Origin of the sequence: Agrobacterium sp. CCNWLW32 (assembly GCF_037083425.1) — a bacterium.
GTDB lineage: Bacteria > Pseudomonadota > Alphaproteobacteria > Rhizobiales > Rhizobiaceae > Agrobacterium > Agrobacterium radiobacter.
In genome coordinates, this window is the sequence record NZ_JBAOJM010000002.1 from 616584 (window position 1) to 642520 (window position 25937).

The following is a 25937-nucleotide window of genomic DNA, read 5'->3' on the forward strand; positions in this document are numbered from 1 at the left end:
TCCGACAGGATTCCGCGGCGCGATGGCTGCAGGGATTTTTAAATTGCCGAAATCACTCCGACGGCATATCCAGCGTACGGCTGAACCAGAGGGCAATCAGGGTACAAAGAGCGCCCGACATCAGATAGATGCCAACCGCGAAAAGGCCGAATTTGGACGAAAATCCGAGTGCGACCAGCGGTGCGAAACCGGCCCCGATCAGCCAGGAAATATCCGAGGTGAGCGATGCGCCGGTATAACGGTACTCGCGACTGAAGCGGGAGGCGAGTGCGCCGCCCGCCTGACCGAAGGACAGGCCAAGCAACGAGAAGCCGATCAGCACGAACAGATAGCGACCGATATCGCCCGAACTCAGGAGAACGGGGGCCACGAGGCTGAAGAGGCCGATCAGCACCGCCGCGACAGCCAGAAGCTTCCGCCGGCCGATCCTGTCGGCCAGTATGCCTGAAACCACGATCATGCCGCCGGCGATGATGGCGCTGACGAATTGCACGAACAGGAAGTCCGAGACACGCTGGCTGGTGTTGAGCGAAACCCAGCTCAGCGGAAAGACCGTGACGAGATGGAAGAGCGCAAAGCTCGCCAGCGGCACGAAGGCACCGGTGGCGACCACCGGAAACTGCGAACGCAGCATCTTGAACATCGGGCGCGGTTCCAGCTCATGCTGCTCCAGCATGGCCTGGAATTCCGGCGTCACGATCATGCGAAGACGGGCAAACAGTGCGAGAACATTGAGCGCCAGCGCCACGAAGAAGGGGAAACGCCAGCCCCAGGCGAGGAATTCCGCATTGGAAAGCTGCGTGACGAAGACGATGAAGAAGGCGCTGGCGAGGCCAAAGCCCATGGCCGCACCGATCTGCGGCATCATGGCGTACCAGCCGCGCTGCTTCGGCGGCGCATTCATGGCGAGCAGCGAGACTAGACCGTCCCAAGCGCCGCCAAGGCCAAGACCCTGGCCGATGCGGAATACCGCCAGAAGACAGGGAGCAAGCACGCCTGCTTCCGCATAGGACGGAAGAAAGCTGATCGCCATGGTGGAACCACAGAGCGTGAAGAGGGCGGCCATCAGCTTCACGGCGCGCCCGAATTTTCGGTCGATCTGGAGGAAGATCAGCGAGCCGATCGGCCTTGCGATAAAGGCCAATGAGAAAACCGCGAAGGAATAGAGCGTGGCCGTCAGCGGATCGACGAAAGAAAAGAAGACATGCGGGAAAACGAGCGCGGAGGCGATGGCATAGATGAAAAAGTCGAAAAACTCCGTCATTCTCGCGAGAATGACTGCAATCGTAATGCGATCCGGATCGACCTTGACGGGACCGGCCCCATGTCCGTTCGCTTCCGGCGCCTGCCCAAAGGATGGAGCAGCATTCGTATAACTCATAATATCCCTCCTGCGTCATGGACGAACCATTTCCTGTAACGCGCCGGCTCCTCTTCCGTTGCGTTACGATGCGACGGATTGTCACACGCACCCTACGTAACGTCAATTGAAGTTTGGCAATAAAGGGTTGCCCAGTCGGTCGACCATGCGATAATGCACGCGCTCCGCCTTCAAACGCAGCTCTGCCCGAGACATGGTGCATCGCGAAGGTTTCGCTGCACCGCGACAATATACCTCATTTGAAAAATGATGTTCGGCAATTATTCGCGGCATAATCCAAACTGTACGAGTTCAAAGAACGTGCGCACGATCAAAAAAATCCTATCCGCCCTTCTGGCAATCCCGGCTCTGCTGCTGCTCAGCGGCTGTAACCTCGTGGTGATGAACCCTTCGGGCGACGTCGCCATCCAGCAGCGCGACCTTATCATCACGTCCACGGTTCTGATGCTGCTCATCATCGTCCCGGTCATTGCCCTGACACTGTTCTTCGCATGGAAGTATCGCGAATCGGGGAAAGCCGAAGACTACGATCCCGAGTGGCACCACTCCACGCGCCTTGAAATGGTTATCTGGTCGGCTCCGGTCGCCATCATCCTGATGCTCGGCACCGTGACCTGGATTTCCACCCACCGTCTCGACCCCTATCGCCCGCTGGAGCGTATCGACGAGACCCGCCAGGTAACCGCCGAGACCAAGCCGATCACCGTCGAAGTGGTGGCCATGGACTGGAAGTGGCTGTTCTTCTATCCCGAACTCGGCATTGGCAGCGTCAATGAATTCGCCGCTCCGGTTGATGTTCCGATCAATTTCAAGATCACCGGTACGACCGCGATGAACTCCTTCTTCGTTCCAGCGCTTGCGGGCCAGATCTATGCCATGGGCGGCATGCAGACCAAGCTGCATGCGGTCATCAACAAGGAAGGCGTCTACGACGGCTTCTCGGCCAACTTCTCCGGCCCGGGCTTCTCCCATATGCGATTCAAGTTCCATGGTCTGAGTCAGCAGGGCTTCGACCAGTGGGTTGCGAAGGCGAAGGAAGGCGGCAAGGGCTTTGGCCGGCAGGAATATCTGGAATTCGCCAAGCCTTCCGAGCGTGAGCCGGTGCAATATTTCGCTTCGGTCGATCCGGAGCTCTACAGCGCCATCCTCAACCGCTGCGTTGAGCCGAACAAGCTCTGCATGCGCGACATGATGCATATCGACGCCAATGGCGGCGGCGGCAAGGAAGGCATCGACATCGCCAAGGCGCTGAACTCCGTCGTCTGTACACCGCTTGCGCCTTACGGCGTCGCCAGCGGCCCCCAATCCACTCCGGCTGCGATCGAAGGTCAGACTTTCGAGCCTGCGGCGCTGCCGGAAAAGAAACAAGTCGCTGGCTGACGATACGTCCCGGCATTCTGCGGCGCGGCCTGTCCGCGCCGAATTTACGTTTTCGAATCGCAAGAGGCTAAAATGATCGTCAATTCCGATCAAACGTCGTTCCTGTTCGGGAAGCTGACATGGGAGTCCATCCCGCTTCACGAGCCCATTCTTGTCGCGACCTTCGCGGCCGTGGCTCTGGGCGGCATCGCCGTCGTCGGCGCGCTTACCTATTTCCGCCTATGGGGTTATCTCTGGAACGAATGGTTCACGAGCATCGATCACAAGAAGATCGGTATCATGTACATCATTCTGGCGCTGGTCATGCTGTTGCGCGGTTTCGCAGATGCCATCATGATGCGCGTCCAGCAGGCGATCGCCTCCGGCGGATCGGAAGGCTATCTTCCGCCGCACCATTACGACCAGATTTTCACGGCCCATGGCGTCATCATGATCTTCTTCATGGCCATGCCGATGATCACCGGTCTCATGAACTTCGTCGTGCCGCTGCAAATCGGCGCCCGCGACGTTTCGTTCCCCTTCCTCAACAACTTCTCGTTCTGGATGACCACGGCCGGCGCCGTCATCACCATGATCTCGCTGTTCATCGGTGAATATGCGCAGACTGGCTGGCTTGCCTATCCGCCGCTTTCCGGCATTGATGGAAGTCCGGGCGTGGGTGTGGATTATTACATCTGGGGTCTGCAGATCGCCGGTGTGGGCACGACGCTCTCTGGTATCAACCTGATCGTCACGATCATCAAGATGCGCGCACCTGGCATGACCATGATGCGCCTGCCGATCTTCGTCTGGACGTCGCTGTGTTCGAACATCCTGATCGTGGCATCCTTCCCGATCCTGACCGGCACGCTCGCCCTTCTGACCCTTGACCGTTACGTTGGCACGAATTTCTTCACCAACGATCTCGGCGGCAACCCGATGATGTATGTCAACCTCATCTGGATCTGGGGCCATCCCGAAGTTTACATCCTGGTGCTGCCGGCCTTCGGCGTCTTCTCGGAAATCGTCTCGACCTTCTCCAACAAGCGTCTTTTCGGTTATGCCTCGATGGTCTATGCGACGGGTGTCATCACCATCCTCGCCTACATCGTTTGGCTGCACCACTTCTTCACCATGGGTTCCGGCGCAAGCGTCAACGCTTTCTTCGGCATCACCACGATGATCATATCGATCCCGACCGGTGCGAAGATCTTCAACTGGCTCTTCACCATGTACAAGGGCCGCATCAAGTTCGACGTTCCGATGCTGTGGACGATCGGTTTCATGATCACCTTCGTCATCGGCGGCATGACCGGCGTTCTTCTCGCTGTTCCGCCGGCGGACTTCGTGCTCCACAACTCGCTGTTCCTCATCGCCCACTTCCACAACACCATCATCGGTGGCGTGGTGTTCGGTGTGCTTGCGGGTATCGTTTACTGGTTCCCGAAGGCGTTCGGCTACCGCCTGGATCCGTTCTGGGGCAAACTGTCCTTCTGGTTCTGGTTCATCGGCTTCTACTTCGCCTTCATGCCGCTCTACATTCTCGGCCTGATGGGTGTGACCCGCCGTATCAGCCAGTTCGAAGACAATTCGCTCCAGATCTGGTTCCTGATCGCAGCCTTCGGCGCCTTCCTGATCGCGCTTGGCATCGCTTCCTTCGTCATCCAGCTCATCGTCAGCTTCTTGAAGCGCGATCAGCTCCGTGACGTGACAGGCGATCCCTATCATGGGCGTACGCTGGAGTGGTCGACCTCGTCGCCTCCGCCTGCCTACAACTTCGCTTTCACGCCGGTTGTGCATGATGTCGACGCCTGGGCGGACATGAAGAAGCGCGGTTACGACCGTCCCAAGGAAGGCTTCATCCCGATCCATATGCCGAAGAACACCGGTGCGGGCGTAATCATCAGCGCCATCAGCGTCGTGCTTGGCTTTGCATTGGTGTGGCACATCTGGTGGCTGGCGGCTCTGTCCATGCTCGCCATCATCGCGGTCTCCATCGCCCATACCTTCAACTACAATCGCGATTACTACATTCCTGCCTCCGACGTTTCGACGGTCGAGGCGGAACGTACGAAGCTGCTTGCTGAACAGGCGTAACGAATATGGCTCATACACCTGCACAAAGCGTCGACGGCGCTGAACCGGTCTTCTACCTGAAGGAAGACCACCACCCGGAGAACGGCACCTCGCTGGGCTTCTGGCTCTATCTGATGAGCGACTGCCTCATCTTCGCAACGCTGTTTGCCACCTATGCCGTTGTCGGCCGCAACTACGCGGCCGGCCCTTCGGGCGCCGACCTGTTCGATCTGAAGCTGGTGGCGATCAATACCGGCTTCCTGCTTTTCTCCTCCATCACTTATGGCTTCGCCATGCTGGAAATGGAAAAGCAGAAGGTGAAGACCACGCTGGTCTGGCTCGGCGTCACCGGTCTCTTCGGCCTCGCCTTCCTTGCCGTGGAACTTTACGAATTCCACCACCTGATCGCGGAAGGCGCCGGCCCGCAGCGCTCGGCGTTCCTGTCAGCCTTCTTCGCGCTGGTCGGTACGCACGGACTGCACGTCACCTTCGGCATCATCTGGCTCGTCACGTTGATGGTTCAGGTTACCAAGCATGGCCTGATCGCGGCAAACAAACGCCGCCTGATGTGCCTGTCGATGTTCTGGCACTTCCTTGACGTCATCTGGATCGGCGTCTTCTCCTTCGTTTACCTCATGGGAGTTCTTTGATGAGTTCCGAAGCACACGCACATCACGACGCGCATGGCGACGACCATCATCATGATGGCGCCAGCCACGGCACGTTCAAGAGCTACATGATCGGCTTTATCCTGTCGGTTATCCTGACGGCGATCCCCTTCTGGCTGGTCATGGGCGACGTTCTTGAAAACAAGACCCTGCTGGTCATCGCGATCATGGGTCTCGGCGTCATCCAGATCTTCGTGCATATGATCTACTTCCTGCACATGGACACCAAGTCCGAAGGCGGCTGGACCTTCATGGCGCTGATCTTCACCGTCGTGGTGCTCCTGATCACGCTCTCCGGCTCGCTCTGGGTCATGTACAACATGAACAAGAACATGATGCCGCTGCACATCGAGGATGTGAAGAACCTGCCCTGAGCAGCAGATATCAGCGGCCTGCCGGTTTTCCGGCGGGCCGCGTTCCGCGCCAACACATAACCCCATGAATCCCGGTGCGATTTATGGGGTTATTTGCTGGAGGAAGCCCCCGGTGGACGCCAAAGCAGATGGCCTTTCCCGCCAGCCGCCCTTCGCAAGGACCGTGACATGAGTGACACCACACCCCACAACCGGCGTATCCGCCCCGCCGCGATCATCGTTCTGTTTCTGACCGTTGTCCTGACGGGTCTGCTGCTGGTGCTCGGCACATGGCAGGTCAAACGCCTTTCCTGGAAGCTCGATCTTATCGAGCGCATCGAAGCCCGCGCCCATGCCGACCCCGTCGATGCCCCTGCCGCCGGCGAATGGCCAGCCCTCAAAGACCCCGCGGAATACGAATATCGCCGTGTGAAACTGTCCGGCACCTTCCTCAACGACAGGGAGGTTCAGGTCTATACGGTCACAGACCTCGGTCCCGGCTATTGGGTGATGACGCCGCTCAAGCGCGACGATGGCTCCAGCATCATCGTCAATCGAGGCTTCGTGCCGTCCGACAGGCGTGACCCGTCCTCCCGCCGGGAAGGCGAACCAGCCGGCAACGTCGAGATCACCGGGCTGATGCGCGCGCCCGAAACCGGCGGGCTTTTCCTGCGCACCAACGATCCGGCAAATGGCCGCTGGTATTCCCGCAATATTCCTCAGATTTCGCAGGCATCCGGCCTTTCCGATGTCGCGCCGTTCTATGTCGACGCCGACGCAACACCCAATCCGGACGGCCTGCCGGTCGGCGGCAAGACCATGCTCACCTTCCCCAACAACCACCTCTCCTATGCCGTTACGTGGTATATTCTGGCGGCCATGGTGGTGGCCGCGGGCTGGTATGTCCTGCGCAATCTCAACGCTCCCAAACCGAAACGGGGCGAGGATTGAACGGCCGGTTTTACCGGATGGTTCATAAAAGCACTTCCTTCTTCACGTTTTGCTGATCTATAACGACAGTTCGGCCTGACATTGCCCGTCGGCGCATTTTGTTTCGGTGAGTTATGGCAAGAGCATTTCTTCTCGTTCTGGATTCCTTCGGTGTCGGCGGTGCACCCGATGCGGAACACTATGGCGATCTTGGCGCGAACACGCTTGGCCATATCGCGGAATTCTGTGCCGCAGGCGCTGCCGACAAAGCCGGGCTTCGCTCCGGTCCGCTGAAACTGCCGAACATGTGTTCGCTCGGCCTGCTGGAGATCGCGAAACAGGCAAGCGGCGACATTCCCGCGGGCATGGAACCGCCTGAGCGTATTTTCGGTCTTCACGGTTCCGCCAGTGAAATCTCCAAAGGCAAGGATACGCCTTCCGGCCATTGGGAGATCGCCGGCACGCCGGTAACGTTCGATTGGGGATATTTCCCGACGGAGGGCGACGCCTTTTCTCCCGATCTGGTGGAGGCCATTTGCGGGCAAGCCGATATTCCCGGCATTCTCGGCAATTGTCATGCTTCCGGCACAGAGATCATCGCGAAGCTCGGCGAGGAGCATATCAGGAGCGGCAAGCCGATCTGCTACACCTCTTCCGATTCCGTATTCCAGATAGCCGCGCATGAAACACATTTCGGGTTGCAGCGGCTCATCGCGCTCTGCGAGACGGTGCGCAAGCTGCTAGATCCGCTGAATATCGGCCGCGTCATCGCCCGCCCCTTCATCGGCGAAACGGTCGCAACCTTCGAACGCACCGGCAACCGCCGCGATTTTTCCGTTCTGCCACCGGAACCGACCCTGCTCGACAGGCTTGTGGAGGCCGGCCGCAAGGTGCACGCGATCGGCAAGATCGGCGATATCTATGCCCATCAGGGTATCTCGCGCGTCATCAAGGCAAATGGCAACAGCGCCCTGATGGACGCAACGTTGCAGGCCATCGACGAAGCTGAAAACGGCGATCTCGTCTTCACCAATTTCGTCGATTTCGACATGCTTTACGGCCATCGTCGCGACGTTGCAGGTTATGCGGCGGCGCTTGAGGCCTTCGATGCGCGCATCCCCGAAATCCATCGCAAGATGGCGCCTGGCGATATCGCCCTTCTCACCGCTGATCACGGCTGCGACCCCACATGGCGGGGCACCGACCATACGCGGGAAAGGGTGCCGATCATGGCATTCGGACCGGGTATCCGTTCCCGTGATGTCGGCATCCGTTCAAGCTACGCCGATATCGGCGAAAGCATCGCCCACCATCTTGGCATCGAGGCCGGTTCACACGGCAGGAGCTTCATTTGACATCCCATTTGCTGAAAGCGGAAATCCACTGCCATCTTGAAGGGGCGGCATCGCCCGCGCTTGTCGCACGACAGGCGGAGAAATACGGCATAGACACCAGCGGCTTTTTGCGCGATGGCCAATATGTCTGGTCGGATTTCGCCGAATTTATCCAGTGCTACGATGCGGTGGCGCAGGTGTTCAAGACGGACGAAGACTACGCGGTTCTGACGGAAACCTATCTGACTGAACTTGCCGAGGCCAACACGATCTATAGTGAACTGATCGTCTCGCCCGACCATGGTGACCGCATCGGGCTCGGTGCAGACGCCTATCTCGCCGGCATTGCCGAGGGCATCAGGATCGCCAAAGAAAAGACCGGCATCGAGACCCGCATCATCGTCACCGGCGAGCGCCACTTCGGTCCTGAACGGGTGATCGCAGCGGCGGAATATGCAGCACGCGCCCGGCATCCACTGGTGACCGGCTTCAACATGGCGGGCGAGGAGCGCATGGGTCGCGTCGCCGATTATGCGCGCGCCTTCGATATCGCCCGCGATGCGGGTCTCGGGCTGACCATTCACGCGGGCGAGGTTTGCGGCCCTGAAAGCGTTGCCGATGCGCTCGATCTCGTCAAACCAGCCCGCATCGGCCATGGCGTGCGCGCCATCGAAGATGCCGGCCTCATCGCCCGGCTGGTCGAGACGGGAACGGTTCTGGAGGTCTGCCCCGGATCGAACATCGCACTCGACGTTTATCCCGATTTCGGCAGCCATCCACTCAAAGCGTTGCACGACGCGGGGGTGCGCGTCTGCATCAGTTCCGACGATCCGCCATTCTTTTTCACCTCGCTTGCACGGGAATACGCGCTGGCCGCGGACGAGTTCGGTTTCAGCGATGCCGAGATCAACCGCATGACCCGAACCGCGCTGGAATGCGCCTTCGTGGACGAGGAAACGCGCAACCAGCTGCTCGCAAAACTCGATTGTGCGTGACGCTGCGGTTCGCGAGGTAAAACCGCGAAGAAGGCTTGCGAAAAGCGCACTTTCGGTGAATGACAAGGACACAAGATAAAAAAGGAAGGCCAGTTTCATGGACGGCGTCACAGTCATCGAACATCCGCTGGTGCGGCACAAACTTACCATCATGCGCAAGAAAGAAACCTCGACGGCCGGCTTCCGCCGCCTGCTCAGGGAAATCTCGACGCTGCTCTGCTATGAAGTGACGCGCGACCTTGAAATGACGATGGAAACCATCGATACGCCGCTCGAAACCATCGAGGCTCCGGTGCTGGAGGGCAAGAAGCTGGTTTTCGCCTCCATCCTGCGCGCCGGCAACGGCTTGCTGGAAGGCATGCTGGAACTCGTGCCTTCGGCGCGTGTTGCCCATATCGGTGTGTATCGCGATCACGATACGCTGGAGGCCGTCGAATATTACTTCAAGGCCCCCGAAAGTCTCGATGCGCGCCTTATCATCGTTGTCGATCCGATGCTGGCAACCGGAAACTCCTCGATTGCCGCCGTGGAAAAGCTGAAGGAACGTGGTGCGAAGAACATTCGCTTCCTGTGTCTGCTGGCCGCCCCCGAGGGCATCAAGAATTTCCGTGAAGCGCATCCCGATGTGCCGATCTACACCGCCGCAATCGACAAGCAGCTGAACGAAAAGGGTTACATCGTTCCTGGCCTCGGCGATGCCGGCGACCGCATGTACGGCACCAAGTAATACCGTTCATCATTGCTTAACCGCTTGAGCCATTCGCCGCACGCAACGCGGCGGATGGCTTTTTCTTTTAAGATTTCAGCATATTTTGCGCCTATGCTGCATGTGGATAAACCTTGCGATTAGGAGCAATCACTTGCTGGCGCGTGCGATTTTTCTGCTTGTCGGTCTTTCGGTCAGCGCCACGCAGATCCCGGCGCTGATGGAAAAATTTCAGCCACGCCCGGAAACCGGCGCGGCAAAATCCGATGCCACCACCGAACTTGCCAAACCGCAGCCGGTGTCACTGGGCAGCGTCAGTCTGAAGGCGGATGCGCGCGGTCATTTCAATGCCACCTTCCGTATCAACGGCAAATCTTTCGACGGGCTTGTCGACACAGGCGCCTCCACGGTCGCCATCAACGAAACGATCGCCCGGCGGCTCGGTTTCGGCGTCAACAGCCTCGATTTCAAATATCCGATCTCGACCGCCAACGGCCAGACCATGGCGGCCTATGTGAAGCTCGACCGGGTAGAAATCGGCACGATCCGTGTCCAGAATGTCGATGCCATGGTGCTCAAAGACAATGCGCTGAGCAACATGCTGATCGGCATGAGCTTTTTGAAGCAATTGTCGTCATTCAAGGTGTCGAACGGCGAAATGCGGCTGGTCAGATAATCCGCTCAAGAACCACGTTGCCGGTCTCTGTCACAGAGTCCCCAATCCCGTAACAGGCCGCAATCCTTTCGGCGGCGCGTTCCGCTTCTTCTTTCGAAGCCGCGTGGACGAGGGCGATAGGTTCGCCCTTTTCTACTTTTGTGCCGAGCGGCAGGATGTCCGAAATACCGACCGCAGCGTCGATGGTATCCGACGGTTTTCTTCTGCCGCCGCCAAGCTCCACGACGACCATACCGAGATCGCGCGTCGCGCAGGATGAGAGCCAGCCGCTGTGCGGAGCCGGAACAGGGAGAATGACCGGAGCGGACGGCAGGTAATGAGACGCGCGCTCAACGAAATCCGAAGGCCCGCCGAGTGCTGAAACCATCCGCGCAAAGACCTCCATCGCCCGGCCGGACGAAAGAGCGGCCACAGCGAGCGCCTCGCCTTCATCCAGCGTAGTCGCGCTTCCGGCCTGCACCAGCATTTCTGCAGCGAAAGCGAGTACGACCTTTTCGAGACGGGTTCCCGCCTTGCGACCAGCCAGAAAATCCAGGCAATTGACGATTTCGACCGCATTGCCTGCGGCATCGCCAAGCGGCTGGTTCATGTCGGTTATCAGGGCCGTCGTCGGCAAGCCCGCACCATTCGCCACATCGACCAGCGCGCGGGCGAGATTGCGGGCATCCTCCACGCTCTGCATGAAAGCGCCGTTGCCGACCTTCACATCCAGAACCAGCGTTTGCAGCCCGGCTGCAAGCTTCTTCGACAGGATGGAGGCGGTGATCAGCGGTATGGAATCCACCGTCGCGGTCACGTCGCGGATGGCATAGAGGCGCTTGTCGGCGGGGGCCAGATCGCCCGTCTGGCCGATGATGGCGCAGCCGACCGTTTTCACCGTCTGGCGAAACAGCGCCTCGTCCGGCATGACGTTATAACCGGGGATCGCCTCCAGCTTGTCCAGCGTGCCGCCGGTATGGCTGAGACCCCTGCCGGAGATCATAGGCACGGCGAGACCGCAGGCGGCAACGATGGGAGCAAGCATCAGGGAGACATTGTCGCCGACACCGCCGGTCGAGTGCTTGTCCGCCACCGGCCTGCCGATATCGCTCCAGGACAGAACATCGCCGCTGTCGCGCATGGCGAGCGTCAGCGCCACCATCTCGTCCCGGTTCATGCCGCGGAAAAACACCGCCATGGCAAAGGCCGCCGCCTGGCCTTCCGATATGCCGTCTTTCGAAAGCGCGCTTATGAAAGCGGCGATCTCCTGCGGTTCCAGAGACAGGCCATCGCGTTTGCGGCGGATGATTTCCTGCGGGATCAAGCTCAATACCCGCTGGCAGCCTTGGCCGGCTCACCGCCAGCCAGCACGTTCAATACGTCGTCGAGGACGCCGGAAGCGCCGAAACGGAAGGTGGACGGCATGGCCCAGTTGGGCGCCATGATGGTTTCCGCCAGCCGCAGATAAAGCGTGGCGTCTTCCACCGTACCGATGCCGCCAGCGGGCTTGAAGCCAACCTTTTGCCTGCTGTCGCGGATCGCCTGCAACATGATGTCGGCGGCTTCCAGCGTGGCGTTGATGGCGACCTTACCTGTTGAGGTCTTGATGAAATCGGCACCTTCGGCAATGGCGAGTTCGGAAGCACGACGAATGAGAGCCTTGTCCTTCAGCTCGCCGGTTTCAAGAATGACCTTGAGAAGAACGGGTGCGACACAGACCTTGCGTACGGCAGCCACCATCTCGGAAACAGCCGTTTCATCGCCTGCTATGAACTTACGATAGGGGATGACCAGATCGATTTCGTCGGCACCGTCGCGGATAGCCGCCTCGGTCTCCGCCACCACGGTCGCAACATCCAGATCGCCCGACGGAAAATTGACGACCGTGGCGATACGGATCGCATGGTCTTTTCCGAAAGCGGCACGCGCCTGGGCGACGAAACGCGGCCAGATGCAGATCGCGGCGGTATTGCCGTATTCGGTATGAGCCCTCTGGCACAAAGCAGCAATCTGCTCGGGCGTGCAGTCTTCCTTGAGGTTGGTCAGGTCCAGCAAGGATAGTGTCAGGGCAGCCGCTTCGCGCGGACGCTGGAGTTCCATGGTCACGCTCCTCCTGCGATCATTTCTTTCAAGATGGCGGCAAGCCTCTTGCCGCCTACCGGAGCCATGTCCTTGGTTTCCTCATGGCTCAGTTCAGCGCCAGTCATGCCGGCACCGTAATTGGTAATAACCGATGCGGCGGCAACGCGCATCCCGAAAAAGCGGGCGAGGATGACTTCCGGCACGGTGGACATGCCGACGGCATCCGCACCCAGCAGCCGCGCCATGCGGATTTCCGCCGGCGTTTCGAAGCTCGGGCCGGAAAACCACATATAGACGCCGCCGAACAAGGGCACCGTCGCGCGGATCGCGGCATTACGCATGGCGAGCATCAGGTCCGGATCATAAGCCGTGGTCATGCCGACGAAGCGGTTGTCGCTCTCTTCGCCAATCAGCGGGTTCATGCCGGAATAATTGATATGATCGGTGATCTGCATGACCGAGCCGGGCGGTATGTCCTGCCTGACCGAGCCTGCAGAATTGGTGAGGATGAGCGACTGCACGCCAAGACCGGCGAGCGCCTCAATGACCGCGCGCATGGCGGCCGGATCGCCTTTTTCGTAATAGTGCACCCGGCCGGACAGCATCATCACCGGCTCGCCACCAAGATATCCGGCCACCAACTCGCCCGCATGGCCAGAAACGCCGCTTGCAGGGAAACCGGGAAGTTCGGCATAGGGCACGCGGATCGCATCGCTGACCTCGTCCACAAGCGACCCCAGGCCTGAGCCCAGCACGATGGCGATGCGCGGCATCAGGCCATTCAGACGCTCCACCAGAATATCGATCAGCGTATCCGGCATCAGGGCAGCTCGGTCTTGAAGCTGAAGGGCAAAAGTTCATCCATGGTCATGACCTTCTGAACACCGGTTTCGTCACAGAGATAGACCTTGGTGTCTGGCGAGGCGAATTCGGCGATCTTCTGCCGGCAGCCGCCGCAGGGCGGGCAAAGAGCAAGCTTTTCCGCGATGACGGCGATCTCGCTTATCTTCTTTGCTCCACCCATGATCATGGCGCTGATGGCCGAAGGCTCGGCGCACCAGCCTTGAGGGAAGGAGAGGTTCTCGATATTGGCGCCCTTGTAGATCTTACCGTCTTCAGCGCGGATTGCCGCACCGACAGGGAATTTCGAATAGGGCGCATGGGCAAAGGCCATGGCCTCCACCGCTGCCTCGAACAACTGATGGGACATTGGTTCACGGGACATGGATTTAACGCTCCTTCGCATAGGCAACGCCACCGGCCTTGGGGGGCTTGGCGACGCCGATGAAACCGGCAAGCAGGATGCAGGTCAGAATATAGGGCATGGCCTGGAAAATCTGCACCGGCACCTCGCCGATGCCGGGCACGGATTTGCCCTGCATGAAGTTGGCGAAAGCATCCAGGAAACCGAAGAGCAGGCATGCGAACATGACCGGCACCGGCTTCCATTTCGCGAAGATCAGCGCGGCTAGTGCGATATAGCCCTTGCCGGCCGACATGTTGGCGATGAAGGCCGCCGATTGCGCAACGGCGAGATAGGCGCCCGAAAAACCGCAGAGGAAGCCGGCAACGATGACGGCGCGGTAACGCATCCATGTCACCGAAATGCCCGCCGTATCGACCGCGCCCGGATTTTCACCCACCGCGCGCAGGCGAAGGCCGAAACGGGTGCGGTAAAGCACCCACCAGGACAGCGGCACCGCCAGAAAGGCGAGATAGGTCAGGATATTGTTGCCGGAAATGACATTGGCGTAGAGCGGGCCGATGAAAGGCACTTCGCGCATCGCATCCGCACCGGGCAGGATGATCGGTGCGAAACGGCCTTCGCCCGGCAATTGCGGCGTGCGCCCGCCCTGCCCGAACCACGCCTGCCCCAGAACCACCGTCAGACCGGCGGCAATGAAGTTGAGCGCCACGCCCGACACGATCTGGTTGCCGCGATTTGTGATGACGGCAAAGCCGTGGATCAGCGAAAACAGGATGGAGACGGCAATGCCCGCAAGCAGGCCGGCCCAGGGATTTGCGGTGAGATAGGCGACACAAGCCGAAGCAAAGGCTGCCGCCAGCATCTTGCCTTCAAGGCCGATATCGAACACGCCCGCGCGTTCGGAAAAAAGCCCGGCAAGCGCCGTGAACAGAAGCGGGATGGTGAGACGGACGGTCGAGCCGAGAATGCTGACCAGCATATCGAAGAAATCCATATCAGCTCACCCCTTTGCCAAGCGCTGGTAGATGCGGACGATAGCCGGCCGGTACATGTATTCGAGCGCGCCGGCAAACAGGATAACCAGACCCTGGATGACCACGATCATCTCGCGGGTAATGTTCGGCATCTCGAAAGAGAGGTCTGCGCCGCCCTGATAGAGAATGCCGAACAGCAATGCCGCGAAGATGATGCCGAGCGGATGGCTTCGCCCCATCAGCGACACGGCGATGCCGACGAAACCTGCGCCACCGACGAATTCCACCTGCAGGCGGGCGGAAGCGCCCATGACAGGGTTCAGCGCCATCATGCCCGCCAGACCACCAGAAATGAGCATGGCGATGATGACGGTGCGCGCATAGGGAATGCCGGCATAAACGGCCGCTGAAGGGCTGACGCCGAGCGTGCGCATCTCGTATCCGAGCTTGGTGCGCCAGATCAGCACCCAGACGAGGAAACACATGACCAGCGCGATGATGAAGGAGACGTTGAACGGCGCCGGCCCGAGCTTGAGGCCGAACAGCGCCATCAGCCAGTCCAGCTTCGGTAATTGGCCACCGGCCAAGAAAGTGCGCGTTTCCGGGGCCATCTTGCCCGGCACGATCAGCACATTCACCAGCAGATAGACCATCAAGGCCGCGGCGATGAAGTTGAACATGATGGTGGTGATGACGACGTGGCTGCCGCGTTTTGCCTGCAGCCATGCCGGAATGAAGGCCCAGGCCGCGCCGAAAAGTGCAGCACCGATGACGGCGAAGGGCATCGTCACATACCAGGGCACATAACGGTCGAGCGCAAGCGCCACCAGTGCGGCACCCAGCCCGCCAATATAGGCCTGACCTTCGGAGCCGATATTGAACAGGCCGGCATGGAAGGCGACCGCAACGGAGAGGCCGGTGAAGATGAAGCTAGTCGTGTAAAACAGCGTGAAGCCGATGGCGTCGCCACGACCGAGGGCGCCTTCGATGAGCAGGCGAAGCGCCGCGAGCGGATTTTCACCGATGGACCAGACGACGAGGCCGGAAATCAGAAAGGCGGTGACGACGTTCAGCAGCGGCAACAGGCCGTAGCTGATCCAGTTTGGCAGGGGAGTGGAAGCGGTGCTCATTCATGCCTCATGCGGCGATGCCGGCCATCATCAGGCCCAGCGTCTGTTCTTCGGCTTCCGCCGTTTTTTCTCCAACGACACGCCCGGCGAACATGACCATGATCCGGTCCGAAAGGGAACGGATTTCATCGAGTTCAACCGAAACCAGCAAGATCGCCTTGCCGGCATCGCGCATTTCGATGATGCGGCGATGGATGAATTCGATGGCGCCGATATCCACACCGCGGGTCGGCTGACCGATGATCAGCATCTTGGGGTCACGCTCGATTTCGCGGGCAACGACGATCTTCTGCTGGTTGCCGCCGGAAAAATTGGCGGTCTTCAGCTGCGGGTTCGGCGGGCGGATATCGTATTTCTCGATTTTTTCGACCGCATCCTTGCGGATGGCTTCGGGATTGAGGAACGGTCCCTTGCCGTAACGCTCATCGTGGTGATAGCCGAGGATGGAGTTTTCATATTCCTCGAATTTCAGCACCAGCCCCATATGGTGCCGGTCTTCCGGAATATGCGCGAGACCGAGCTCGCGCAAAATGGCCGGATCGGGACGGTCGACCTTCTGCCCGGCCACCCATATCTCACCCGAGTAAGGCTTGCGGATGCCGGCGATCGCCTCAAGGAGTTCGGACTGGCCATTGCCGGCCACACCGGCGATACCGACGATTTCACCGGCGCGGACATCGAGAGAGACATCATCCACCATGGTGACGCCACGGCTGTCCTTGACGGTGAGATTGCGGATGGAGAGGAGAACTTCGCCCGGCGTCGTCTCGCCCTTTTCCACCCTGAGCAGCACCCGGCGGCCGACCATCAGCTCGGCCAGTTCCTCGACGCTGGTTTCGGAAGTCTTGCGGGTCGCCACCATTTCGCCACGGCGCATGACGGAGACGGAATCCGTGATCGCCATGATCTCGCGCAGCTTGTGGGTGATCAGGATGACGGTCTTGCCCTGCTCTCGCAAGACACCCAAAATCTTGAAAAGGTGATCGGCCTCAGCCGGTGTGAGAACGCCGGTCGGCTCATCGAGGATCAGGATTTCGGCGCCACGATACATGGCTTTGAGGATTTCGACGCGCTGCTGCAGGCCAACGGGCAATTCCTCGATCACCGCATCGGGATCGACTTCCAGCCCGTAATCGTCCTCGAGGCGCTGCAGCTCCTTGCGCGCGGCTGCCCGACCCTTGGCGAGCGATGCTCCGCCTTCCGCGCCCAGCATGACGTTTTCAAGCACGGTGAAATTTTCCACCAGCATGAAGTGCTGATGCACCATACCGATGCCCGAACTGATCGCGGCCTGACTGTCACGGATCGAGACCGGCGCACCATTCACCCGGATTTCGCCAGCATCGGCCTGATAAAAACCGTAGAGGATCGACATCAGGGTCGATTTTCCGGCGCCGTTTTCCCCGATGATGCCGTGGATCGTACCCTTGGCAACGGTCAGGTTGATATTCTTATTGGCGTGAACGGCACCGAATTTTTTATCGATGCCCACGAGTTCGATTGCTGGGTCCATACTCAAACCGAAACCTCTCCGAAGGCTGGATATGAAAAGGGCGCAAGGTGAAAAATCACCATGCGCCCCAGACACATATCATATCATATCATTTCGGGCAGGAATTGTCCGCCATATAGTCATGAACCTTGATGGTGCCGGCAATGATGTCGGCCTTCGCCTTGTCCACGGCGGCGGTCATTTCCGGCGTGATCAGGGCCTTGTTGTTGTCGTCGAGAGCATAGGCAACGCCGTCTTCCTTGACGCCGAGAGCAACGATGCCGGGGGTGAACTTGTCGTCCTTGGCATCCTTGTAGGCGTTGTAGACGGCCAGATCGACGCGCTTGACCATCGAGGTCAGAACCGAGCCGGGGTGCAGGTGGTTCTGGTTGGAATCGACGCCGATCGAGAATTTCTTGTTGTCGGCAGCGGTCTGCAACACGCCGATACCGGTCGCACCGGCTGCCGCGTAGATCACGTCAGCGCCCTGGTCGATCTGGTTCTTGGTCAGTTCGCCACCGCGCACCGGATCATTCCAGGCCGCACCGGTGGTGCCGGTCATGTTCTGGAAGACTTCGATCTTGTCGTTGGCAGCCTTGGCGCCCTGCGCATAACCACAGGCGAATTTGCGGATCAGCGGAATATCCATGCCGCCGATGAAGCCGACCTTACCGGTCTTGGAGGCCATGCCTGCCAGAAGACCGACGAGATAAGAGCCTTCGTGCTCCTTGTAAACGACTGAGCGGACATTCGGCAGCTCGACGACGGAATCGACGATGACGAACTTGGTGTCAGGGAATTCGGCTGCAACCTTTTCCATGGCCGACGTCCAGGCGAAGGACACGGCAACAACCGGGTTAAAGCCCTTGCTGGCGAAGTTGCGGATAGCCTGCTCACCCTGCGTATCGCTGGTCGGTTCAAAATCGCGGAACTCGATGCCCGTTTCCGCCTTGAACTTTTCAGCGCCAGCCGCGGCGGCTTCGTTGAACGACTTGTCGAACTTGCCGCCCGTACCATAAACCAATGCCGGCTTGATATCGGCAGCAAGCGCGGAAGCCGACATGGCGGCGAGCGCAAAAAGCGTCAGAAGGGATTTTTTCATTGTGCAGCCCTGTTGTTGCAATTGATATTTTAAGGGTCCTCCCGCAAACCCGTTGACCGGGAATGTCTGCGGAACCGCCAGCCGTTATCCCGGCTGTGCTTGGCTCATATCCTTGCATGGCTCAATGAAAAATTCATCCGGTTTTTTTGACCCGGTGGAAAAACTTTATTCTGGCGCTTTTTTGGTCTTTCCACCGCGCGACCTGCAAAAAATCTAGTCGATATTGCAGCTTACGCCCGTTCCCCTGAGGCCGCAGTAGCCACCCGGGTTCTTGGCAAGATATTGCTGATGATAGTCTTCAGCGTAATAAAACTTTTCAAGCGGCCCGATCTCGGTGGTGATGGTACTGCCATGGCCAGCCTCCTCCAAAGCCTGTTGAAAAGCATCGCGGGCCTTCTGCGCCTGCTGCAACTGGCCTTCCGTCGTCGCGTAGATGGCGGAACGATAGGTCGTGCCGACATCATTGCCCTGTCGCATGCCCTGCGTCGGATCGTGCTCCTCAAAAAATATCTTCAAGAGGCCCGAGAGCGAGATCACGGCCGGATCGTAGACAACCTTGACCACTTCCGCGTGGCCCGTCTGACCTGTCGTCGTCTCCTGATAGGTGGGATTGCGGGTGAAACCGCCGGCATACCCCACCGCCGTCACCCACACACCCGGCGTTTTCCAGAACAGCCGTTCCGCGCCCCAGAAGCAGCCCATGCCGAGATAGATGGTTTCAAGGCCGTCGGGATAAGGCCCCTTCAAAGGCCGGCCATTGACGAAATGGGCCTCCGGAACCGCAAGCGCCGCTTCACGGCCAGGCAAGGCGGTTTCTTGCGTCGGCATCGTCGTCTTTTTTGAAAGCGTATCGAACAGGAACATTCGGTCCTCCATGCGGCCAGCTCCGCCGCTTTTCATGGTTCACATCTGCGGGCGCGCGCAATTCGGCTGACACAAGTCAGGCTGACAAACGCCTCATCGGCCTGTGTTTCCTGTACCCCGCCATCCAGCAGAGCAGGGAAAGCGCCAGGGAAACGGCAAATGCGGGCACCGCCGTCAGGGCATTTTCAATGAAGCGCCACGCTTCAGGGTGAATATAGTGAGCCAAGGCCGCTTCCACCATGGTGCGGGAAGCAGGAAGAAGATAGTTCCAGACGGACAGGATGCCGGTGATGTCGACCGAGGATGTGGAAACCGAGCGGATCGAATCGAGCACGCCCAGAAAAACCGCCGCAACGAGGAAAAGAAAGCTCAAAAACCGCAAAAAAGCTTTCATTGGTATACCTCGCTCACGATCTGCCGGTCAGACAGCCACTTTTTGAAACCTATAATGCATCGATAAAGGTGGGAAAACCGGTTTGCAATCGCGTCGGAACACAGGAAATTGCCGACATTTCAAAAAACTGTCAGATTCGTGTTGATCCCTGCGAATTCATCGGTATATATCGCGCCGTTCCAGTGATTTGCATTCTTCATGACATGCAGACTTGAAAAAGGACAGGTGGCCGAGTGGTTTAAGGCGCACGCCTGGAACGCGTGTGTGCGTGAAAGCGTACCGTGGGTTCGAATCCCACCCTGTCCGCCATTTCACCTCATCTTCACCGACTTACATATGAACCTTGGTGTTGCCGACCGTGTTGCAAGGACGTAGCGTCAAAGTCGCGTTTTTCCGCTTCCGCATGCGTTGATGGCTATGCTTCTGCACAGACAAGGGATTCATCCGCTTTTTGCTGCTCTTACCCCTCTCTTGCGCCTTGCAGCAGGAAAAATCGCTCCTTATATACGCCGCATAACTGCAGCGAATACTGCAAATCCAAGTCAAGGAGTTGTCAATGGAATGCCTCACGGGGTTCCGACGGCTCGCTTCAAGGAGAGAAGAGCATGGCAAAAGTAATCGGTATCGACCTTGGCACGACCAATTCCTGCGTCGCAGTGATGGACGGCAAGGACACGAAAGTAATTGAAAATGCGGAAGGCGCGCGCACCACGCCGTCCATGGTGGCATTTTCCGACGATGGCGAACGCCTTGTCGGCCAGCCGGCCAAGCGCCAGGCGGTCACCAACCCGACCAATACCCTGTTTGCGGTGAAACGCCTTATCGGCCGCCGTTACGAAGACCCGACCGTCGAAAAGGACAAGGCTCTTGTCCCCTTTGAAATCGTCAAGGGCGACAATGGCGACGCATGGGTGAAGGCTCAGGACAAAAATTATTCCCCGTCGCAGATTTCCGCGATGATCCTTCAGAAGATGAAGGAAACGGCTGAATCCTATCTCGGTGAAAAGGTCGAAAAGGCCGTCATCACCGTTCCGGCCTATTTTAACGACGCCCAGCGTCAGGCAACCAAGGATGCCGGCCGCATTGCCGGTCTGGATGTTCTGCGCATCATCAACGAGCCGACCGCGGCAGCGCTTGCTTACGGCCTCGACAAGAAGGACGGCAAGACCATCGCCGTTTACGACCTTGGCGGCGGCACCTTCGATATTTCCGTTCTGGAAATCGGCGACGGCGTCTTCGAAGTGAAGTCCACCAATGGTGATACCTTCCTTGGTGGTGAAGACTTCGACATGCGTCTGGTTGAATATCTGGCCGGCGAGTTCAAGAAGGATCAGGGCATCGACCTGAAGAACGATAAGCTCGCCCTTCAGCGCCTCAAGGAAGCTGCCGAAAAGGCGAAGATCGAACTGTCGTCCTCGCAGCAGACCGAAATCAACCTGCCGTTCATCACGGCTGATGCTTCCGGTCCGAAGCACCTGACGCTGAAGCTGACCCGCGCCAAGTTCGAAAGCCTGGTCGATGACCTCGTGCAGCGCACCGTTGCGCCTTGCAAGGCAGCGCTCAAGGATGCCGGCGTTTCCGCTTCCGAGATCGATGAAGTCGTTCTCGTCGGTGGCATGAGCCGCATGCCGAAGGTGCAGGAAGTCGTCAAGCAGCTGTTCGGCAAGGAGCCGCACAAGGGCGTGAACCCGGATGAAGTGGTTGCCATGGGCGCCGCCATCCAGGCCGGCGTTCTGCAGGGCGACGTCAAGGACGTTCTGCTGCTCGACGTGACCCCGCTGTCGCTCGGCATCGAAACGCTGGGTGGCGTCTTCACCCGTCTGATCGATCGCAACACGACGATCCCGACGAAGAAGAGCCAGACCTTCTCGACCGCCGAAGACAACCAGTCGGCCGTGACCATCCGCGTTTCGCAGGGCGAGCGTGAAATGGCCCAGGACAACAAGCTGCTCGGCCAGTTCGACCTCGTCGGCCTGCCACCGTCGCCGCGCGGCGTTCCGCAGATCGAAGTCACCTTCGATATCGACGCCAACGGCATCGTGCAGGTTTCGGCGAAAGACAAGGGCACCGGCAAGGAACAGCAGATCCGCATCCAGGCCTCCGGCGGTCTTTCCGACGCCGACATCGAAAAGATGGTCAAGGACGCCGAAGCCAATGCCGAAGCCGACAAGAAGCGTCGCGCCGGTGTGGAAGCCAAAAACCAGGCCGAAAGCCTCATTCACTCCACCGAAAAGTCGGTGAAGGAATATGGTGACAAGGTTTCCGAGACCGACCGCAAGGCAATCGAAGACGCCATAGCCGCCCTGAAGACCGCTGTCGAAGCCGCCGAGCCTGACGCAGACGACATTCAGGCGAAGACCCAGACCCTCATGGAAGTTTCCATGAAGCTTGGTCAGGCCATTTACGAAGCGCAGCAGGCGGAGGCCGGTGATGCTTCTGAAGGCGGCAAGGACGACGTCGTCGACGCCGACTATGAAGAAATCAAGGACGACAAGAAGTCCGCATAATCGCGTGACTTCCCGTCTCCTGACAACATATGCAAGACATCCGGCTGCCGAGTGCAGCCGGAAATCCATTTGCGGGGCTTGTTAACTTAATGGCGAAAGCAGACTTTTACGAAACACTCGGCGTCAGCAAGACCGCGGACGAAAAAGAGCTGAAAAGCGCCTTCCGCAAACTCGCGATGAAATACCATCCGGACAAGAACCCGGATAACGCCGAATCCGAGCAGAAATTCAAGGAAATCAACGAAGCCTACGAAACGCTGAAGGACCCGCAGAAGCGCGCGGCCTATGACCGTTTCGGCCACGCCGCATTTGAAAATGGCGGCATGGGCGGCGGTGGCGGCTTTGGCGGCGGCGGTTTCGCCAATGGCGGCTTCTCCGACATCTTCGAGGACATCTTCGGCGAGATGATGGGTGGTGGCCGTGCGCGCCGCTCTTCCGGCGGGCGCGAACGCGGCGCCGATCTTCGCTACAACATGGAAATCACGCTGGAAGAAGCCTTCACCGGCAAGACGGCGCAGATCAGGGTTCCTACCTCGATCACCTGTGATGTCTGTTCGGGCTCTGGCGCCAAACCAGGTACACAGCCGAAAACCTGCGCTACCTGTCAGGGTTCCGGCCGCGTGCGCGCAGCACAGGGCTTCTTCTCGGTGGAACGCACCTGCCCCACCTGCCATGGCCGCGGGCAGACGATCTCCGATCCGTGCGGCAAGTGCCATGGTCAGGGCCGTGTAACGGAAGAGCGCTCGCTCTCGGTCAACATTCCCTCGGGTATCGAAGACGGCACCCGCATTCGCCTGCAGGGCGAAGGCGAGGCCGGCATGCGCGGCGGTCCGGCGGGCGATCTCTATATCTTCCTGTCCGTGCGTCCGCATGAGTTCTTCCAGCGCGACGGTGCCGATCTTTATTGCACCGTACCGATCTCCATGACGACGGCAGCGCTTGGCGGCACCTTCGATGTCACGACACTCGACGGCACCAAGTCACGCGTCACGGTTCCCGAGGGCACCCAGCCGGGCAAGCAATTCCGTCTGAAGGGCAAGGGCATGCCGGTGCTGCGTTCGGCGCAGACGGGCGATCTCTATATCCAGATTCAGATCGAGACGCCGCAGAAACTCAGCAAGCGTCAGCGCGAGCTGTTGCAGGAGTTCGAGCAGCTCTCCTCGAAGGAGAACAATCCGGAATCGACGGGCTTCTTTGCCCGGATGAAGGAATTCTTCGACGGCTGATTTCCGCCGGTCCCAAGCTTTTAGGACGCCGCCATCCCTTGAGACTGGCGGCGTTTTCGTTTTGGGCTCAGCCGGAAAAGCCGCCTTCTTCCAGATATTGCCGTTCTTCTGATGTCGTTTCCCGCAGCAATATGTCGTTGCGATGCGGAAAACGGCCGAAACGTTCAACGATATCGCGATGCTCTTCGGCATGATGAAGATAAAGCCCGCCGAGCGGCTGGTTCAGGTCGCAGGCACGCCGCTGGGCGGCGATATCCTCCGCATGGGAAAAGGGCAGGTAGAAGAAGACGCGCAAATCCTCGCTCACGGCCTGATCATGGCCACGGCGAATGGCCTCGTCGGCGAAAAGCCGCGCCAGGGGGTCTGTGGCATACATGTGGGCGGTGCCACGAAAACAATTGCGCGGAAACTGATCCAGCAGAAGCATCAGCGCAAGGCTGCTTTCCGCACCCTCCAGCCAGTCATCCAGTTCGCGCCGTGCTGCCGCGAAATGGGCATCGCGGAAACGGTCGTGGAAATGACTGTCGAAGGCGGCGTCCTTGTCGAACCACTTGTCCGGCCCGGCCTTCTTCCAGAAATCGACGATATCGGCGGCAAGCGCGGCTGTGTCGTTTTTCATCTGCTCTTCCCTGTCAATAATGCGGCGGCCGGGTGATCGCAGGCGCGTCCAGCGATTGCTCCTCAAGGCTCAGGAACCTCTCCGTCAAGCGGTCGAGCTTGGCGCGGGTCTGCTCCACCACCTTCCACTGTTCCGCCAGCTGGTCGGACAGTTCCTCTATCACCTTCACCTGATACGCGACCGTCTCCTCGAGCGCGATGATTCGTTTTTCGGTTTCCGACGTCATATCGACCTCTCTTTCCAGCCCTTCCTTGGGCCTAAAAGCTTGCGAGTCAACCATATGTCGCTTTCGTGAAGCGAATTCGTCATGGTGATCCGGAAACGGAAAAAGCCGGCGATGTTTCCATCGCCGGCGTCGGGAAGTTTGATATTGCTTAGTCTTCTTCTACGAAAACCTCTTCTCGTTTCTTCTTCACGCTTGGCAGGAAGACGACGATCAGCACGGCCAAAGCGATGAAAAGCAGTGTGGCGCTGATCGGCCGGGTGACGAAGGTGGTTGGATCACCGCGGGACAGGATCATCGCGCGACGCAGGTTTTCCTCCAGGAGCGGGCCAAGCACGAAACCGAGGAGCAGCGGCGCCGGCTCGCAGCGCAATTTCACCAGCACGTAGCCGATGAAGCCGAAGAAGGCGACGGCATAGAGATCAAAGACGTTGGAATTGACGCTATAAACTCCGATGGCGCAGAAAGCCATGATGATGGGGAACAGCACATAATAGGGCACCGTCAATAGCTTAACCCACAGCCCGATCAGCGGTAGGTTCAGGACGACGAGCATCAAGTTGCCGATCCACATGGAGGCAATGATGCCCCAGAACAGCGCCGGCTGCTCGATCGCAACGTTTGGACCCGGCACGATCCCCTGAATGATCATCGCCCCAATCATCAGCGCCATCACCGGATTGGCGGGGATGCCGAGCGTGAGCAGCGGGATGAAGGAGGTCTGGGCGCCGGCATTATTGGCCGATTCCGGACCGGCCACACCGGCCACCGCGCCATGCCCGAATTCCTCCGGGTTCTTGGAGACGCGTTTTTCCACCGTGTAGGACGCAAAGGCCGCGAGGATGGCGCCGCCGCCCGGCAGGATGCCGAGCGCGGAACCGATGGCCGTGCCGCGTAGCACCGGGCCGACCATTTTCCTGAAATCCTCCCGCGTGGGCATCAGCCCGCTGACCTTGGCGATCAGCACCGAACGGGTGCGCTCGTTTTCGAGGTTGCGCAGGATTTCGGCGATACCGAAGACACCCACAGCCACGGCGACGAAGTTCAGACCATCGGCATATTCGCGGATGCCAAGGGTGAAGCGCGGCGTGCCGCTGTAGATATCCGTGCCGACCAGACCGAGCAGCAGACCAAGCACGACCATGGCCAGCGCCTTGACGATGGAGCCATGGGCAAGGGCGATGGACGAAACGAGGCCGACGACCATCAGTGAGAAATATTCCGCCGCACCAAACTCCAGCGCAATTGCGGTCAGAGGCGGCGCAAAGATCGCGACGAGGAAGGTGGAAACCGTGCCGGCAAAGAACGAACCGATGGCGGCAATGGCGAGAGCAGCCCCTGCCTTGCCCTTGCGCGCCATCTGATAACCATCGATGGCGGTGACGGCAGAGGAGGATTCGCCGGGCATGTTGATCAGGATGGCCGTGGTGGAACCGCCATATTGCGCGCCATAATAAATGCCGGCGAGCATGATCAGCGACGAGACGGGCTCGAGCTGAAAGGTGATGGGCAGCAGCATGGCAATGGTCGCCGTCGCGCCGATGCCGGGCAACACGCCGATCAGGGTGCCGAGCAACACGCCGATCAGGCAGAAGAACAGGTTTGCCAGCGATGAGGCGGTGACGAAACCGAGAGCAAGATTATCAAGCAAATCCATCGC

Annotated in this window: 25 protein-coding genes and 1 tRNA gene; 12 read left to right on the forward strand and 14 right to left on the reverse strand. The window is 59.2% G+C overall.

Annotated elements, in window-relative coordinates; translation table 11 throughout:
* Positions 1 to 52: 52 nt before the first annotated feature.
* The gene (locus tag V6R85_RS06920) at positions 53 to 1381 is read right to left on the reverse strand and encodes an MFS transporter (protein ID WP_003507259.1); all 1329 of its coding nucleotides are present in this window, start codon (positions 1379 to 1381) and stop codon (positions 53 to 55) included.
* Between the two features lie 249 nt (positions 1382 to 1630).
* Between V6R85_RS06920 and cyoA the strand changes: the two genes are divergently transcribed.
* The 9 genes from cyoA to V6R85_RS06965 all read left to right on the forward strand — a co-directional run bounded on the left by cyoA (position 1631) and on the right by V6R85_RS06965 (position 10478).
* Positions 1631 to 2761: a ubiquinol oxidase subunit II gene (gene cyoA / locus V6R85_RS06925; RefSeq protein WP_111833788.1), complete on the forward strand. Its 1131-nt coding sequence runs from the start codon at positions 1631 to 1633 to the stop codon at positions 2759 to 2761.
* A gap of 72 nt (positions 2762 to 2833) precedes the next feature.
* Positions 2834 to 4837 carry a cytochrome o ubiquinol oxidase subunit I gene (cyoB, locus tag V6R85_RS06930; RefSeq protein WP_112958529.1) on the forward strand — a complete coding sequence of 668 codons (2004 nt, stop codon included), beginning with the start codon at positions 2834 to 2836 and terminating at the stop codon, positions 4835 to 4837.
* Positions 4838 to 4842: 5 nt separating this feature from the next.
* Complete coding sequence (cyoC, locus tag V6R85_RS06935) at positions 4843 to 5466, forward strand: cytochrome o ubiquinol oxidase subunit III (RefSeq protein WP_111833790.1); 624 nt, start codon at positions 4843 to 4845, stop codon at positions 5464 to 5466.
* Complete coding sequence (cyoD, locus tag V6R85_RS06940) at positions 5466 to 5858, forward strand: cytochrome o ubiquinol oxidase subunit IV (RefSeq protein ID WP_003507255.1); 393 nt, start codon at positions 5466 to 5468, stop codon at positions 5856 to 5858. Before cyoC ends, cyoD begins: the two co-directional genes overlap by 1 nt.
* A 168-nt stretch (positions 5859 to 6026) precedes the next feature.
* Positions 6027 to 6788, forward strand: a complete 762-nt coding sequence (locus V6R85_RS06945) for an SURF1 family protein (protein ID WP_162695471.1) — start codon at positions 6027 to 6029, stop codon at positions 6786 to 6788.
* A gap of 113 nt (positions 6789 to 6901) precedes the next feature.
* A complete protein-coding gene (locus V6R85_RS06950) occupies positions 6902 to 8122 on the forward strand; it encodes a phosphopentomutase (protein ID WP_099085759.1) in 1221 nt (406 codons plus the stop codon).
* Positions 8119 to 9096, forward strand: coding sequence for an adenosine deaminase (locus V6R85_RS06955; RefSeq protein WP_111784749.1), 978 nt, complete (start codon positions 8119 to 8121; stop codon positions 9094 to 9096). The genes V6R85_RS06950 and V6R85_RS06955 overlap by 4 nt, the downstream gene beginning before the upstream one ends.
* 97 nt (positions 9097 to 9193) lie before the next feature.
* Positions 9194 to 9823, forward strand: a complete 630-nt coding sequence (gene upp / locus V6R85_RS06960) for a uracil phosphoribosyltransferase (protein ID WP_003493096.1) — start codon at positions 9194 to 9196, stop codon at positions 9821 to 9823.
* A 133-nt stretch (positions 9824 to 9956) separates the two neighbouring features.
* Positions 9957 to 10478, forward strand: a complete 522-nt coding sequence (locus V6R85_RS06965; RefSeq protein WP_162687137.1) for a TIGR02281 family clan AA aspartic protease — start codon at positions 9957 to 9959, stop codon at positions 10476 to 10478.
* Here the strand turns inward: V6R85_RS06965 and deoA are convergent.
* From deoA to V6R85_RS07015, 10 genes are all read right to left on the reverse strand, one after another.
* On the reverse strand, positions 10471 to 11787 hold the full coding sequence (deoA, locus tag V6R85_RS06970; RefSeq protein WP_111833791.1) for a thymidine phosphorylase: 1317 nt from the start codon (positions 11785 to 11787) through the stop codon (positions 10471 to 10473). The two genes, V6R85_RS06965 and deoA, sit on opposite strands and share 8 nt — an antisense overlap.
* Positions 11784 to 12557, reverse strand: a complete 774-nt coding sequence (deoC, locus tag V6R85_RS06975; RefSeq protein ID WP_087743167.1) for a deoxyribose-phosphate aldolase — start codon at positions 12555 to 12557, stop codon at positions 11784 to 11786. Before deoC ends, deoA begins: the two co-directional genes overlap by 4 nt.
* Positions 12558 to 12559: 2 nt before the next feature.
* Positions 12560 to 13360 carry a purine-nucleoside phosphorylase gene (locus V6R85_RS06980; RefSeq protein WP_003514406.1) on the reverse strand — a complete coding sequence of 267 codons (801 nt, stop codon included), beginning with the start codon at positions 13358 to 13360 and terminating at the stop codon, positions 12560 to 12562.
* On the reverse strand, positions 13360 to 13749 hold the full coding sequence (locus V6R85_RS06985; protein ID WP_019564546.1) for a cytidine deaminase: 390 nt from the start codon (positions 13747 to 13749) through the stop codon (positions 13360 to 13362). Before V6R85_RS06985 ends, V6R85_RS06980 begins: the two co-directional genes overlap by 1 nt.
* Positions 13750 to 13768: 19 nt before the next feature.
* The gene (locus V6R85_RS06990) at positions 13769 to 14740 is read right to left on the reverse strand and encodes an ABC transporter permease (protein WP_003514401.1); all 972 of its coding nucleotides are present in this window, start codon (positions 14738 to 14740) and stop codon (positions 13769 to 13771) included.
* 6 nt (positions 14741 to 14746) lie between these two features.
* Complete coding sequence (locus V6R85_RS06995; protein WP_111833792.1) at positions 14747 to 15850, reverse strand: ABC transporter permease; 1104 nt, start codon at positions 15848 to 15850, stop codon at positions 14747 to 14749.
* Positions 15851 to 15857: 7 nt separating this feature from the next.
* Positions 15858 to 17363 carry an ABC transporter ATP-binding protein gene (locus V6R85_RS07000; protein ID WP_080865699.1) on the reverse strand — a complete coding sequence of 502 codons (1506 nt, stop codon included), beginning with the start codon at positions 17361 to 17363 and terminating at the stop codon, positions 15858 to 15860.
* An 88-nt stretch (positions 17364 to 17451) separates the two neighbouring features.
* On the reverse strand, positions 17452 to 18444 hold the full coding sequence (locus V6R85_RS07005) for a BMP family lipoprotein (protein WP_003514392.1): 993 nt from the start codon (positions 18442 to 18444) through the stop codon (positions 17452 to 17454).
* 213 nt (positions 18445 to 18657) lie between these two features.
* The gene (msrA, locus tag V6R85_RS07010; RefSeq protein ID WP_087743158.1) at positions 18658 to 19308 is read right to left on the reverse strand and encodes a peptide-methionine (S)-S-oxide reductase MsrA; all 651 of its coding nucleotides are present in this window, start codon (positions 19306 to 19308) and stop codon (positions 18658 to 18660) included.
* A gap of 76 nt (positions 19309 to 19384) precedes the next feature.
* Positions 19385 to 19702: a hypothetical protein gene (locus tag V6R85_RS07015; RefSeq protein WP_060722723.1), complete on the reverse strand. Its 318-nt coding sequence runs from the start codon at positions 19700 to 19702 to the stop codon at positions 19385 to 19387.
* A gap of 219 nt (positions 19703 to 19921) precedes the next feature.
* Here V6R85_RS07015 and V6R85_RS07020 point away from each other — a divergent pair.
* The 3 genes from V6R85_RS07020 to dnaJ all read left to right on the forward strand — a co-directional run bounded on the left by V6R85_RS07020 (position 19922) and on the right by dnaJ (position 23435).
* Positions 19922 to 20011, forward strand: a tRNA-Ser gene (locus tag V6R85_RS07020).
* Between the two features lie 296 nt (positions 20012 to 20307).
* Positions 20308 to 22209: a molecular chaperone DnaK gene (gene dnaK / locus V6R85_RS07025; protein ID WP_003507226.1), complete on the forward strand. Its 1902-nt coding sequence runs from the start codon at positions 20308 to 20310 to the stop codon at positions 22207 to 22209.
* Positions 22210 to 22298: 89 nt separating this feature from the next.
* Positions 22299 to 23435, forward strand: a complete 1137-nt coding sequence (gene dnaJ, locus V6R85_RS07030) for a molecular chaperone DnaJ (protein ID WP_003507223.1) — start codon at positions 22299 to 22301, stop codon at positions 23433 to 23435.
* 67 nt (positions 23436 to 23502) lie between these two features.
* Here the strand turns inward: dnaJ and V6R85_RS07035 are convergent, their stop codons facing one another.
* The 3 genes from V6R85_RS07035 to V6R85_RS07045 all read right to left on the reverse strand — a co-directional run bounded on the left by V6R85_RS07035 (position 23503) and on the right by V6R85_RS07045 (position 25934).
* A complete protein-coding gene (locus V6R85_RS07035; RefSeq protein WP_087743156.1) occupies positions 23503 to 24054 on the reverse strand; it encodes a DUF924 family protein in 552 nt (183 codons plus the stop codon).
* Positions 24055 to 24067: 13 nt separating this feature from the next.
* Positions 24068 to 24280, reverse strand: a complete 213-nt coding sequence (locus V6R85_RS07040) for a SlyX family protein (RefSeq protein WP_087744208.1) — start codon at positions 24278 to 24280, stop codon at positions 24068 to 24070.
* Between the two features lie 148 nt (positions 24281 to 24428).
* Positions 24429 to 25934 carry a tripartite tricarboxylate transporter permease gene (locus V6R85_RS07045; RefSeq protein ID WP_003507211.1) on the reverse strand — a complete coding sequence of 502 codons (1506 nt, stop codon included), beginning with the start codon at positions 25932 to 25934 and terminating at the stop codon, positions 24429 to 24431.
* Positions 25935 to 25937: the final 3 nt, after the last annotated feature.

Coding starts and splice junctions, on each gene's coding strand:
- upp (WP_003493096.1), top strand. CDS start 9,194: ATGGACGGCGTCACAGTCATCGAACATCCGCTGGTGCGGCACAAACTT.
- V6R85_RS06985 (WP_019564546.1), bottom strand. CDS start 13,749: ATGTCCCATCAGTTGTTCGAGGCAGCGGTGGAGGCCATGGCCTTTGCC.
- V6R85_RS07040 (WP_087744208.1), bottom strand. CDS start 24,280: ATGACGTCGGAAACCGAAAAACGAATCATCGCGCTCGAGGAGACGGTC.
- dnaJ (WP_003507223.1), top strand. CDS start 22,299: ATGGCGAAAGCAGACTTTTACGAAACACTCGGCGTCAGCAAGACCGCG.
- V6R85_RS07005 (WP_003514392.1), bottom strand. CDS start 18,444: ATGAAAAAATCCCTTCTGACGCTTTTTGCGCTCGCCGCCATGTCGGCT.
- V6R85_RS07015 (WP_060722723.1), bottom strand. CDS start 19,702: ATGAAAGCTTTTTTGCGGTTTTTGAGCTTTCTTTTCCTCGTTGCGGCG.
- V6R85_RS06945 (WP_162695471.1), top strand. CDS start 6,027: ATGAGTGACACCACACCCCACAACCGGCGTATCCGCCCCGCCGCGATC.
- cyoC (WP_111833790.1), top strand. CDS start 4,843: ATGGCTCATACACCTGCACAAAGCGTCGACGGCGCTGAACCGGTCTTC.
- V6R85_RS06980 (WP_003514406.1), bottom strand. CDS start 13,360: ATGCCGGATACGCTGATCGATATTCTGGTGGAGCGTCTGAATGGCCTG.
- cyoA (WP_111833788.1), top strand. CDS start 1,631: ATGTTCGGCAATTATTCGCGGCATAATCCAAACTGTACGAGTTCAAAG.
- V6R85_RS07035 (WP_087743156.1), bottom strand. CDS start 24,054: ATGAAAAACGACACAGCCGCGCTTGCCGCCGATATCGTCGATTTCTGG.
- V6R85_RS06920 (WP_003507259.1), bottom strand. CDS start 1,381: ATGAGTTATACGAATGCTGCTCCATCCTTTGGGCAGGCGCCGGAAGCG.
- V6R85_RS07000 (WP_080865699.1), bottom strand. CDS start 17,363: ATGGACCCAGCAATCGAACTCGTGGGCATCGATAAAAAATTCGGTGCC.
- V6R85_RS06995 (WP_111833792.1), bottom strand. CDS start 15,850: ATGAGCACCGCTTCCACTCCCCTGCCAAACTGGATCAGCTACGGCCTG.
- cyoB (WP_112958529.1), top strand. CDS start 2,834: ATGATCGTCAATTCCGATCAAACGTCGTTCCTGTTCGGGAAGCTGACA.
- dnaK (WP_003507226.1), top strand. CDS start 20,308: ATGGCAAAAGTAATCGGTATCGACCTTGGCACGACCAATTCCTGCGTC.
- V6R85_RS07045 (WP_003507211.1), bottom strand. CDS start 25,934: ATGGATTTGCTTGATAATCTTGCTCTCGGTTTCGTCACCGCCTCATCG.
- V6R85_RS06990 (WP_003514401.1), bottom strand. CDS start 14,740: ATGGATTTCTTCGATATGCTGGTCAGCATTCTCGGCTCGACCGTCCGT.
- cyoD (WP_003507255.1), top strand. CDS start 5,466: ATGAGTTCCGAAGCACACGCACATCACGACGCGCATGGCGACGACCAT.
- V6R85_RS06950 (WP_099085759.1), top strand. CDS start 6,902: ATGGCAAGAGCATTTCTTCTCGTTCTGGATTCCTTCGGTGTCGGCGGT.
- deoC (WP_087743167.1), bottom strand. CDS start 12,557: ATGGAACTCCAGCGTCCGCGCGAAGCGGCTGCCCTGACACTATCCTTG.
- msrA (WP_087743158.1), bottom strand. CDS start 19,308: ATGTTCCTGTTCGATACGCTTTCAAAAAAGACGACGATGCCGACGCAA.